The sequence below is a fragment of the Cyclobacterium sp. 1_MG-2023 genome, assembly GCF_030546805.1.
Taxonomy (GTDB): domain Bacteria; phylum Bacteroidota; class Bacteroidia; order Cytophagales; family Cyclobacteriaceae; genus Cyclobacterium.
Genome location: NZ_JAUOPC010000001.1, coordinates 486,557 through 498,660, shown reverse-complemented (window position 1 = coordinate 498,660; position 12,104 = coordinate 486,557). Strand labels below are relative to the sequence as shown.

13 protein-coding genes are annotated in these 12,104 nt (G+C 38.4%); 7 read left to right on the top strand and 6 right to left on the bottom strand.

Going from position 1 to position 12,104, the window contains the following annotated elements; genetic code table 11:
* From Q4534_RS01875 to Q4534_RS01860, 4 genes are all read left to right on the top strand, one after another.
* Positions 1-1,887, top strand: coding sequence for a malate synthase (locus tag Q4534_RS01875; protein WP_303611469.1), 1,887 nt, complete (start codon positions 1-3; stop codon positions 1,885-1,887).
* 34 nt (positions 1,888-1,921) lie between these two features.
* Positions 1,922-3,637, top strand: coding sequence for an L-lactate permease (locus Q4534_RS01870; protein ID WP_303611468.1), 1,716 nt, complete (start codon positions 1,922-1,924; stop codon positions 3,635-3,637).
* Positions 3,638-3,717: 80 nt separating this feature from the next.
* Positions 3,718-4,344: a SatD family protein gene (locus tag Q4534_RS01865; protein ID WP_303611467.1), complete on the top strand. Its 627-nt coding sequence runs from the start codon at positions 3,718-3,720 to the stop codon at positions 4,342-4,344.
* The gene (locus tag Q4534_RS01860) at positions 4,341-5,039 is read left to right on the top strand and encodes a DUF3307 domain-containing protein (protein WP_303611466.1); all 699 of its coding nucleotides are present in this window, start codon (positions 4,341-4,343) and stop codon (positions 5,037-5,039) included. The genes Q4534_RS01865 and Q4534_RS01860 overlap by 4 nt, the downstream gene beginning before the upstream one ends.
* Before the next feature lie 21 nt (positions 5,040-5,060).
* Here Q4534_RS01860 and Q4534_RS01855 read toward each other — a convergent pair whose 3' ends face one another.
* Genes Q4534_RS01855 through pxpA form a run of 3 tightly spaced genes read right to left on the bottom strand, consistent with a single transcriptional unit; the run spans position 5,061 to position 7,379 of the window.
* Complete coding sequence (locus Q4534_RS01855; protein WP_303611465.1) at positions 5,061-5,930, bottom strand: biotin-dependent carboxyltransferase family protein; 870 nt, start codon at positions 5,928-5,930, stop codon at positions 5,061-5,063.
* On the bottom strand, positions 5,923-6,642 hold the full coding sequence (locus Q4534_RS01850; protein WP_303611464.1) for an allophanate hydrolase subunit 1: 720 nt from the start codon (positions 6,640-6,642) through the stop codon (positions 5,923-5,925). Before Q4534_RS01850 ends, Q4534_RS01855 begins: the two co-directional genes overlap by 8 nt.
* Positions 6,643-6,644: 2 nt before the next feature.
* A complete protein-coding gene (gene pxpA / locus Q4534_RS01845) occupies positions 6,645-7,379 on the bottom strand; it encodes a 5-oxoprolinase subunit PxpA (RefSeq protein ID WP_303611463.1) in 735 nt (244 codons plus the stop codon).
* Between the two features lie 139 nt (positions 7,380-7,518).
* Between pxpA and Q4534_RS01840 the strand changes: the two genes are divergently transcribed.
* Positions 7,519-8,091, top strand: coding sequence for a DUF4136 domain-containing protein (locus Q4534_RS01840; RefSeq protein ID WP_303611462.1), 573 nt, complete (start codon positions 7,519-7,521; stop codon positions 8,089-8,091).
* A gap of 136 nt (positions 8,092-8,227) precedes the next feature.
* Here Q4534_RS01840 and Q4534_RS01835 read toward each other — a convergent pair whose 3' ends face one another.
* Complete coding sequence (locus Q4534_RS01835) at positions 8,228-8,815, bottom strand: Maf family nucleotide pyrophosphatase (protein WP_303611461.1); 588 nt, start codon at positions 8,813-8,815, stop codon at positions 8,228-8,230.
* Positions 8,816-9,123: 308 nt separating this feature from the next.
* Between Q4534_RS01835 and Q4534_RS01830 the strand changes: the two genes are divergently transcribed.
* Positions 9,124-10,374 (top strand): aminotransferase class I/II-fold pyridoxal phosphate-dependent enzyme, encoded by a 1,251-nt coding sequence (locus Q4534_RS01830; protein ID WP_303611460.1) that lies wholly within the window; start codon positions 9,124-9,126, stop codon positions 10,372-10,374.
* Between the two features lie 96 nt (positions 10,375-10,470).
* Positions 10,471-10,644 (top strand): histone H1, encoded by a 174-nt coding sequence (locus tag Q4534_RS01825; RefSeq protein ID WP_014022346.1) that lies wholly within the window; start codon positions 10,471-10,473, stop codon positions 10,642-10,644.
* Between the two features lie 65 nt (positions 10,645-10,709).
* Here Q4534_RS01825 and dapA read toward each other — a convergent pair whose 3' ends face one another.
* A complete protein-coding gene (dapA, locus tag Q4534_RS01820) occupies positions 10,710-11,603 on the bottom strand; it encodes a 4-hydroxy-tetrahydrodipicolinate synthase (RefSeq protein WP_303611459.1) in 894 nt (297 codons plus the stop codon).
* A gap of 1 nt (position 11,604) precedes the next feature.
* Entirely contained in the window at positions 11,605-12,099 is a 495-nt protein-coding gene (locus Q4534_RS01815) for a DUF6913 domain-containing protein (RefSeq protein ID WP_303611458.1), read from the bottom strand.
* Positions 12,100-12,104: the final 5 nt, after the last annotated feature.

The window sequence follows — 12,104 nt, the reverse complement described above, 5'->3', positions numbered from 1 at the left end:
ATGAGTAATTCCGAAATCATTATTAGGAATAATTTAAGAGAGACCTATGGGGATGTTTATTCTCCCGGAGTGATTGATGCCCTTTCATTCATGACTCCCTTTAATGAAGAAGTAAAAAAGCTAATGGATATCAGGCTTCGCCGGAGAAAAGAAAGGAGTCGAAAAGGGAGTAAATTGACATTTTTAAATCCGGATACCAATATACCGGGTACAAATATTCTGGTATCGGATGCCAGGGCCGGCAAATTTGAAGGAGCTGAAATTCCCTCAGATCTTCAGCAACAGTGGATTCAAGGTACCGGACCCGGAGCAAAGCCCAATGCAAGTTTAGAAAGTAGTATTCGGAATGTAGCTTATGCTTTACTTTCCGGTGCCGATGGTTGGATGTTTGATGGAGAAGATGCTTTAGGCCAGGTGTCTACCATGTCCTTGGACAATCAGCGTAACCTTAAATTGGCCATTCAGGGCTCCCCAATATTTTTAACAGTGGCTGAAGAAGTAGCTACTCAAATGAACAATTGGAGTAAAAGTTTCTTTGGTCAGGAAAAAATTGTTGATTGGAGAGCCCAGCTAGGCTTTACCACCAAGATTTTTAGGGCCAGGGGTCTTCATTTAGATGACAGACATATCCGTCTCAGCAGTGGTGCTTCTTTTTCAGCTTCCATTGTTGATTTGGTGCTTTATGTGGTGAATAATTTTCAGGCCTTGATGGCGGCAAAGGCTTCTATAGTGCTGTACCTGCCAAAAATTCAAACGGCCGAAGAAGCAGCATTGTGGAATAAGATGATCAGTGCTTTGGAAAAGCATTTGGGACTGGAAGATGGAGCTATCAAGGTCTATGTACTTGTGGAGCAGCTAGAAGCAACTTTCCAACTAATGGAAATAAGGGCAGCTTTAGGAAAACACTTCGTAGGTTATAATACGGGTCGATGGGATTATATTAATAGTGTTTCAGATGCGATGGCCTGGGATCAGTCCTTTATCAACCCTAATATAGAATCTATAGGCATGACTTATGGCTACATGAGGAATTATGAAGATAGGGTAAGGAGAGCCGTCAATACACCTGATAACAAAAGTAATTTTGCCTTATGGCAAGGAGGTATGGAGCCCAATATACCTGTTGGATCTACGGAAGGCGTAAGTGCAAGCATGGAAAAAGCTTTGGCCGGTGCGGAAAGAGAGCTAAGGGAAGGAGCAAGTGGAAAATGGGTAGCACATTGGAAAATGGTTCATATTGTTCGTCCCGTTTGGGATAAAGCAGGCAAAGCCAACCAAATGGGAAGAGGCTTTGAAAAGCTCAGTTATACCCAAGATGATGCCGAAGGCTTGATCCACCTTGAACCTGCTCCCAGAACGATCAGAGGAGCAAGGAATTTATTGAGTGTAGGCTTGCAGTATGCCAATGCTTTTGGGCAGGGCATGCAAGCTGCGGCTTTGAAGCCGGCTGATTTTTTTGGTAATGAAAATGTACTTTATCTGATGGAGGATATGGCCACAGGTGAAATTCGCTTGAGTATCTTATGGGAGTGGCTTCACAAAGGGGCTAGGATTACCGAGGCTGATGAAGATGCCGGTGTTACCCAAGGAGATGTATTCACCGAAGAATTGTATAACAGGTTATTGGAGGAGGAGTATCTTAAACTTTTAGCTGCGGATAGCAAAGATGTTCATGAAGCTTCCAAGGCTACAACACTTCCCATTGCCAAGGCCATTGTAAAAAAGTACGTTGAGCAAGAGAAGAAGATTCCATGGTTCATTGATTTGTTGAATATTAACCTAAATAATGTTGATTTAAAGCTTGCTGAAAAAAGAATTGATCGCTATATCAACCATTTGAATAAAAATGGAGAGCGAATCACAGAAAATCTGGATTTTATTGTTTAATGCTTTTAGCGATTATATACATTTGTTGTAAAAGATGTCTCAAACCCTATTGTTTTTCCTAGCCGTTTTTCCAATTCTGGTTGCATCAGTAATGTTGGTAGGTTTTCGTGTTGCCGCCAAAATTACGATGCCGGTGACTTTTCTGCTTACCTCAATTTTGGCTTTTGCCTTCTGGGGAATGTCCCTATTGACAATTCTGGCTTCCACCATTCAAAGTTTGTTTATCACTTTTGATATCCTATACATTGTTTTTGGTGCTATTTTATTGCTTAATTTTCTTAAGTATTCAGGAGCTGTCGACCGTATTCGGGATGGTTTTTTTGGAATAAGTAAAGACCGAAGAATTCAGGTAATCATCATTGTCTGGCTTTTTGGATCTTTTCTTGAAGGAGCTGCCGGGTTTGGAACACCTGCGGCTATAGTTGCCCCTTTATTGGTTGCCCTTGGTTTTCCGGCCTTGGCAGCTGTTGTGTTGGGTATGATGGTTCAAAGTACTGCCGTTACTTTCGGTGCGGTGGGAACGCCTATATTGGTTGGCGTTAAAGGAGGTATGGAAAATCCTGAGTTGACATCCAGGTTAGATTTGATGGGATTAAATATTGCTGATGTCTTGGCTGCTGTTACCGGTAATGCGGCCATTGTACATGCCCTTGTCGGGAGCTTTATGCCTTTCTTAATGGTTTTGATGCTTTGTAGATTTTTTGGTAAAAACAGGTCATGGAAGGAAGGGTTTCAGGTTTTTCCTTTTGCTATTTTTGCCGGGTTGTCATTTACCATTCCTTATCTGATTACAGGGCTTTTTTTAGGGCCTGAATTCCCTTCTCTTATTGGCGCTTTGGTGGGCTTGGCTTTGGTAGTTTCTGCAGCCAGAAAGGGCTTTTTGGTGCCTAAATTAACTTGGGAAATGGAAGAAGCCAAGCATTGGCCTGAAGACTGGTTGGGAGCAGCAAATTTTAAAAATAACGAAGCTGAAGCTGAGATGACTTCAATGAAGCCTAAATTCTCATTACAATTGGCTTGGCTACCTTATGTTTTATTAGCCGCTTTATTGGTGTTAAGCAGGCTGCCTCAATTGCCTTTTAAAAATTGGTTAACCAGTATTTCTTTTGGCATTGACCCCATACTTGGAACCAATATTGCTGCCACCAGCACTCCCTTGTATTTGCCCGGTACACTTTTGCTTATTGTCTGTGTCTTTACTTATTTTCTTCATGGGATGAATGGCAAGGCAGTGAAAGCGGCATTTTCTGAAAGTGGACAAATGATTTTCAAAGCAGGTGCAGTGTTACTCTTTGCTGTTGCCATGGTAAGGGTATATATTAACTCAGGGGAGAATGCTTCAGGTATGCTGTCTATGCCTATTTTGATGGCAGAATGGTCGGCAGTTAAAGTGGGGATGGTTTATCCATTCTTTGCTCCATTTATAGGGGCACTTGGTGCCTTTATTGCCGGTAGCAATACCATTAGCAATTTAATGTTTAGCTTGTTTCAATTTGGAGTTGCTGATAACCTTGGAATGTCTCCCACCTGGATTTTAGCATTGCAGGCAGTTGGTGCGGCAGCCGGAAATATGATCGCCATACACAATGTTGTAGCAGCCTCTGCCACTGTTGGGCTTCTAGGCAAAGAAGGAAGTGTGCTTCGCAAAACCATTCTTCCTACCTTGTATTACCTTTTGGTGACAGGTTTGATTGGCTTCTTTCTTATTGGTATAGTGGGTGTTATGGATCAATTCATGTTAAATTCTTAAATTTATCTTCTTTTTAGTCGATAATTTTGATTATCTACTAATTAATCGATAAATTGATTTATCTTGTAAATAGTAGATAAATGAAACATTCAATGATAGGGATCATCACAGCAGACTTGATCAATTCACGTAAAGTTCCGGCAGCCCAATGGATGCAGGAATTAAAGAAAGAATTGAAAGAATGGGGAAAGGAGGGAAGCGATTGGGAAATCTATCGGGGAGACAGCTTTCAATTGAGAATAAAGGAACCGGGGAAGTTATTATTTGCAGCCATATTATTAAAGGCTGCCATCAGGTCAATAGCACCGTTGGACATACGGATGGGCCTGGGTATAGGAGAGGAGCATTATGTATCCGATAGACTATTGGAAAATAATGGACCTGCTTATGTTTATTCGGGCGAGATATTTGAGGAGCTTGAAAAGGAGCAGCAGGGGATAATGTTCAAGAGTGAATACACGGAGTTAAACGAGGAAATAAACCTTATGCTTCGATTGGCATTGACGATCATGGACAACTGGTCAATCAATTCTGCAAAAATGGTATGTCTTGCATTCAAGCACCCTGAAAAAAATCAAACAGCATTAGGAGCGATGGAGCATATTAGTCAAAACTCAGTAAGTGCACGGCTTTCCAGGGCTCATTTTGAAGTAATTAATACATTGGTGAATTATTTTCCAAAACGAATAGCAAAGTTTACCTCATGATAATATTAATAAAGCTGATTTTAGCTCACTTATTGGGAGATTTTGTCTTTCAACCCAGCCGATGGGTGGAGGCAAAAGAAGCAAAAAAGTTCAAGGCCTACCAACTTTACTTGCACCTATTGGTACATGGCTTACTTATTATGCTAATCATGGCTGACATGAGTTTTTGGCCTTATGCTTTAGGGATTGTGTTTGTTCATGGGCTTGTGGACCTAATTAAGTTATATGCACAAAAACCGAGTACCAAAAGGTATTGGTTTTTTATAGATCAACTGGCGCATTTGTTAACCATAGGCGTGGTGGTAGCTTGGATAGATCCAGGTTTTATTGCGCTACTGTACCCAATTTCAGAAAAACTTTGGTTGGTGCTTACTTTGCTTGTTTTCTTATCAATACCTTCCTCAATAATAATCAAGACGATCATTTCAAAATGGACACCTGCAACAGATGATGAAATTGGTTCATTGGAAAAAGCAGGGCAATACATTGGTATACTGGAAAGATGGTTTGTTTTAATTTTTATAATTGCCGGAAGATGGGAAGCCATAGGATTTTTGGTGGCAGCAAAGTCGGTATTTAGGTTTGGAGATCTGAAGGAGTCTAAAGACAGAAAGCTGACAGAGTATATTTTGATTGGAACCTTAGTAAGTTTTGGGTTGGCAATATTGTGTGGGTGGATCTATGACCAATATTAACAAATGCTTGACCTGTATCCATTAATTGGCAAAGTCCTTTTGCGTGACCAGGTGAAATTTGAACTTTGTTTGTGGCCTTAACTGAGAGAGCTTTGAGATACCGCTGCTTGTTAGTTGTAAAACACGAGGATATCCCCCAGTTACTTGGGCATCCTTCATTAAAATAATGATTTTTCCCGCTTGGGTCAATTGAACTGTACCGGGATACACCGGGCCTGAAATCAGCTCAGGAAGGGAATGTTTAATTTTTTCCACCAACTGAATTCCCATTCTGTTTTGGATGGGAGAAAGTGTTAAACTAGAGTCAGTCAGTGCATGTTGTTGAGCTTTGCTCAAGGAAGAAAAGGAAGGTCCCGGAAAGACCGGAATTTGAGGAGCGTTGGAAAATCCTCTTGGCTTAACCTTGGAAAAATCTGTAGGAATAAGGTCGGAAGAACTAGTAAAAGTTAAAATATCACTGTCTCTAAATTTGGCCAGAGGAGTGATTTCTTGGTAAAAACTTTGACTACCCATAATACATTCACTATCAAAAACTCCATTAATAGCCAGATAAAGCCATTGACCTTGACGAAATGAAGCGATATTTACCTTTGAATAGGCAGAAATATTGATGATTTCATTGGTGCCATATACCTTTGATTCAACCTTGATTTTTGCATTGGCCCCTGTGCATACTATTTGGCAATTTTCGGTGAAGTAAAGCAATACATTGCCCATATATATTTCGAGACATGCTGCGCCGGGATTTTTTCTTGCCAGCAAATTGGCCAAATGGAAGGAAGATTCATCCATAGGCCCTGAAATTGGGATTCCTTTGTCCACAAAACCTAACCTCCCCTGATCCTGGATTGTAGTAAATAATCCGGCTTTTATAAAGACTATTTTACCCACGATACAATGTTTTTTCCCAATTATAATTACTTGCTTCCTGAATCTCTATTAATTCTCTTGAAGAAATGGCTTCAAACTGAATTTTATCTCCGGGATTAAAAGGTAAATTTAATTTACCATTGCCAAATATAGGGACTGGCATTTTACCCACAACATACCATCCTCCGGGGCTGTCAATTGGATAAATACCTGTCTGTTCCCCACCTATGGCCACACTCCCTTTGGCGATGTTTCTATCAGGAATATCTTTTCTGGGGATATGCAGGACCTTCGGAAGGCCACCCAAATACATAAAGCCCGGTAAAAAACCATAAAAATACAGTAGGTATTGCTGGGAGCTATGTTGTTTGACTAAGGTTTGTACATCCATGTCTTTTTTCTCCAGATATTTGCTGATGGAGGGGACTATTTCCTGCTCATAGCATACAGGAACGGTCCATATCCATCTTTGAGGCAAGTCAACCTTTGGTATAGGCCCCTGGATCAACTCTTCTAACCAAGCCATAAAAACAGCACTATTGGCTACATGCTTTAGCCGAATACTTAAAATTTGATAACTATGGTAGATGGATGATATGATGATATGCCATTTTTTTTGAATCAAATTTTTTATGGTAATCATTTCAATCAATAAGTCTTCTGCAATGATTTCCGGCCAGTGAAGTTCTATGGTATCAATTCCAAGATATAATATTTTAATGGGGTATTTCATCCTTATTGGTTTAAAGTGGAAGTAGCAAGCAAGGGGCCTAGTAATTGGGCTATTTCCAAAGCTTTAGGATGGTCTCCATGAATACATATTGTGTCTACAATTATGTCATGGCTCTGTTTATCAAAAGTGGGTACTTTACCTTTATAAACCATTGATAAAACCTGATGCCTAACCTCGTCAAGGTTTATAAGAATAGCATTAGATTTTTTTCGGCTTACCAATGTGGAACTTGTCATATAGGCCCTATCTGCAAAACCTTCGTTCTTTAAAAGAATCTTATGTTTCCGGGCCTCTTCAGCCATGTAGGAGCCATAGGGTGCATATAGGTGTATGCCTTGATAATTATGGGCCAAAAATTTGGCGAGATTTTCTGCTAAACTGGCAGAAGTGAGACTTTTAAGGTATAATGCTCCGTGAAACTTAATGTGGTGCATGGATTTGCTTTCAGTGGCGGCTAATTTTTTTACCAAATTAATTTGATGAAAAAGGCTTTCTTCAAGTTGAGCAAATGAGATATCCATGGGCTTTCTTCCAAAATTTTGTTGGTCAGGATAGGAGGGGTGTGCGCCAATTTTTACCTGATGTTTTTTGGCCAATTTGATCGTTTCAAGTATGGTATGCTTGTCACCGGCATGCCCACCGGCAGCAATATTACAACTCCCTAAAAAAGGCATAATGGCTTTATCATTGGCCATTCCTTCTCCCAAATCACAGTTTAAATCAACCTTTTCACGCATAGGTACAAGGATACAAGTTTTTTGTCACAAAAAAGATTATTTCAATAGAGGCTTATAATGAGTTTTGATTCAAATTATACTTTGATGCAACATTTTACGTTTTGTCTTCGTCTTGAAGTTAAAAATTAAGGTAAAAATTATGAAATATTCAATTGGCATATTGGCATTAATTCTAAGCATTTTCTTTTCCGCCTGTAGCCCTGTTCGGGTTTTCATGGAAAAGAATGAAGTGGCAAGTTTTGATACCTACGATACATTCTTTGTAATCAATCAATATTACGATAAAGATGCATTTGAATCACCTGTTCTCGAAGAAAATTTGAAACATAGACTTTCAGAAGGGATGAGAAATATGGGGTTTTCGGAAGACGAAACCAAACCGGATTTAATTGTAAGGTACAATACCAACCTTACAGATAGGCAAAAAGAGGTCAACAGAACGCCCATGATGAGTCCATATTATGGAATGTACAGCCCATACATGATGCCTTACCCATATGGTGCGGGTAGAAGTACCTATAGCATTGAAAAGTATGATATGGGGGAGTTGGTGGTAGACTTTATAGATACCAAGAAAGATAAAGTAGTCATGAGAATAAGTGCAGTAGGCGAAATAACCAAGCCCAAGCAGAAAACCAAAAACCTCTTTACCTCAGCAGAGAAAATAATAAAAGAGTTTTCTAAATATGTAGAGAAACAAGCTGATAATTAAGCAAAAGGCAATCTTATTGCCTTTTGCTTAATTAAAAAGTTGAATCCATAAAATAGGTTGACTATTGAACACTTCCCATGAATTGGAAGCAAATACAATACTATAGATGCATAAATGAGCTGCGAAAGTAAAAAGGCTATAAAGTTAATTTATAATTAGCCTTTAAGATTTTGTATAGCAAATTAACAGGGAGTCCCATTACATTATAATAGGAACCTTTGATACTGTCTATGCCCACCATGCCTATCCATTCTTGAATACCATAAGCCCCAGCCTTATCAAAAGGTTTGAATGTATGTACATAATAGGCAATTTCCTCCTCACTTAACTTTGAAAATGTCACTTCTGTCTGGTCAAAAAAGGTTGTTTTTTGTTTGGTATCTGCAATACAAACTCCTGTAACTACCAAATGAGATTTACCATTGATTGCATGAATCATTTTTATGGCATCTTCATCATTCTGAGGTTTATTGAGAATGGTTTGATTGGCAATAACAATGGTATCAGCAGTAATAAGTACTTGGTCATCTTTTAAATGGGGAAGAAAAGTATTGGCTTTTTTCTCGGCTAGAAAGGATGCCACTTGTTTGGCTTCCATATCACTAGGGAAACTTTCATCTGTATGCAAGGTTTTTACCTTAAAGGAGAAGCCCAAGTCCTTAAGCAATTGTTGTCTTCTTGGGGAATTTGAAGAAAGGACGATGGTTTTATCAGTTATTTTCATAGATAGGGTAGCGTATTATGCTCGAGAGCTACATAATAAAGACTAATTATTCGTTAAGTGGTTAGGTACATTATAAAATTGAAAGTTTGGTGAAAAGGAAACTATTAATTTTAGCCCCTTTGCATTTGCAAATCTACAATTTAAAAGCAAACTTAAACTCCCAATAGGCAATAGATATTGGGTAAGGCTGAATACTGAATTCACCAAAAATCAACGTAATTTTGTTGAATCCACTTAAAAATCTTATTTTTGAGGGTTTTATTAGCCAATTGAGTTAGTAATTTGTTGAACATCAAAGTAAATACACATTGGATATATTTGAAAAACTGAATACCAATCTTGGTCCGTTAGGAAAACATTCCGAGTTATCAGAAGGATATTTCATGTTCCCTAAATTGGAGGGTGAAATTGCACCTAGAATGAAATTTAAGGGTAAAGAAGTTCTGAATTGGAGTTTGAACAATTATTTAGGATTAGGAAATGATCCGGAAGTAAGACAAGTAGATGCTGATGCTGCCACAAAGTGGGGAGCAGCGTACCCAATGGGCGCAAGGATGATGTCTGGAAATACTGACCTACATGAGCAGCTCGAGAGTGAGTTGGCACAATTTGTGGGTAAAGAAAAAGCATATTTGCTTAACTACGGCTATCAAGGCATCATGAGTGTGATTGATTCATTGATCGATAGAAAAGATGTAATAGTCTACGATAGTGAATGTCATGCTTGTATTATAGATGCTTTGCGGATGCATATCGGTAAGCGATTTGTATATCCTCACAATGACATGGAAAGCTGTGAGAAACAGTTGAAAAGAGCAGAAAAACTTAGCAAAGAAACCGGTGGCGGTGTCTTGGTTATTACTGAAGGTGTATTTGGTATGACCGGAGATATGGGCAAGTTGAATGAAATTGTGAAACTGAAAGATAAATTTCAGTTTCGTCTTTTGGTAGACGATGCACATGGCTTCGGAACAATGGGTAAAACCGGTGCAGGAACTTGTGAAGAGCAAGGAGTACAGCAAGAAGTTGATTTATATTTTTCAACTTTTGCTAAGTCAATGGCAAGTATTGGCGCGTTTATTGCGGGTGATGCGAAAGTAATTCATTACTTGAAATACAATATGCGTTCTCAAATATTTGCAAAAGCGCTACCGCTTATCATGGTGGAAGGAGCTTTGAAGCGACTGGATTTAATCAGAAGCCGACCTGAATACAAAAATAACCTTTGGAAGATAGTGAATGCGCTTCAAAATGGTTTGAAAGAAAAAGGGTTCAGTATCGGTACTACCAATTCACCTGTAACCCCGGTAGTATTGAACGGTACTGTAGGTGAAGCGGCTACATTAAGCAAAGATTTACGTGAAAACTATAATATCTTTTGTTCAGTTGTGATTTATCCTGTCGTTCCAAAGGGAATGATTATATTGCGTTTAATCCCAACTGCGGTACATAGTATAGCAGATGTGGAAGAGACAATTGCTGCATTTGAGGCAATTAAAGAAAAATTAAGTAGTGGTTATTATAAAACTACAGAGTTGGCGACATCTTTTGGTGAATAAACCTAGAAAAAAGGGCCAATACTGTACATTAATAAACTATTTACCTATATTGAATAAAAAAACAATTTCATCATTAACCTAAATAAACTTTTAATTATGAACAGATTTAATGAAATCAAAGATCTTATAATGTCTCTTGAAGCTGATTTTGACAAATTCTACGATAAGAAAAATCAAGCGGCAGGAACAAGGGTAAGAAAAGGCATGCAAGATTTAAAAAATATGGCTCAAGATATCAGAAAAGAAGTACAGGATATCAAAAATTCTTGAGTTTAGTAACATAAAAAAGGGGGACTTATTAATATAAGGCCCCCTTTTTTTGTGCAATATATTTTCTACTCAAGATGAGGAGAGTAAAATTGATTGGTATTGATGCGGTCTGCTGCAGTGATAATTCTATTTCTCAAATCATTGGAAGCTTTTTGTAATGGAAGTCTGACATGACTTTCACAGATACCCAAATATTCCATTAGGCATTTTACACCAACAGGATTGCTTTCTTCATACATAAGTGGATTGATATCCAACAAACTGAATGTTCCTTTCTTAGAATATTCTCCATTTCCGTGAATAATTGCCCCCATTATTTCAGGATAAGCATTGGCCATTACAGAAATCACACCTTCAGCGCCGATACTTCTCATCGGTGTGGTATTCATATCATCTCCTGAGATCAAAAGAAAGTCATCCGGTTTACCATTAACAATCCGCATGCATTGTTCTAAATTTCCGCTGGCTTCTTTAACCCCAATGATGTTTTTATGTTGGGCTAACTTTAAAGTGGTTGCGGCACTTATATTAGACATTGTTCTCCCTGGAACATTGTATAAAATTATTGGAACAGGGCATTTATCCGCCAGGGTCTCATAATGTGCAATGATACCTGCTTGGCTGGGTTTATTGTAATAGGGGCTTACTGAAAGCACCGCCTCAACCTCAGAAAAATCAATGGTATCCATAGCTGCTAAAAGTGCAGCTGTGTTGTTTCCTCCAAGTCCATAGACAATAGGGACCCTAGAGCGATTGATTTTCTTTGTGAAAGCTAAAACTTCCATCTTTTCTTCCTCAGTAAGTGTAGCTGATTCTCCTGTGGTGCCTTGTACCACCAAATAATCAACATTTCCCAGAATAACATGCTCAATAACTCTCTCCAAAGCAGGGTAATCAATAGCTCCATCTGCTTTAAAGGGAGTGACTAAGGCTACTCCGGTACCTGTAAACTTTTTCATTTTAATTGATCTGCTTTAAATATTTTATCAACAGTGCGGTTCCTGATTGAATATCTTTTTCTTCATTGTTCAACATCAAGTCCAAATAGGGCTTTGTTTCCTCATTATAAAACCCCATACTATAAGATGCCGATTGTAATTGTAGTAAAAATAAGGTAAAGTAATTCAGCTTTTCAGGGGTAAAAATAATCAAATCTGGTTTAAGGGAAAGCAATTGAATTAGTTTTTCTCTAGGTTTACCAAATAAAGTAAAATCTTTATAAGAAAAAGCCTGTTCATCTATTGATTTCTCATCATAATAATTTCCTATTACCCTTATGTTTTCATCCAAGTCGGAATGAATTACCTCAGTGATGGACTCAATTTCATCCTTATTATTGGCTATTATGGATATGGTCTTTATATTTTCTGTATTCAATAAGATGGATTTTTGGGTAGGTTTCTTCTTTGGCTTTTCCAAAGTGCTTTTTACGTAATATTCCCTTATCCATTTCATCTGTT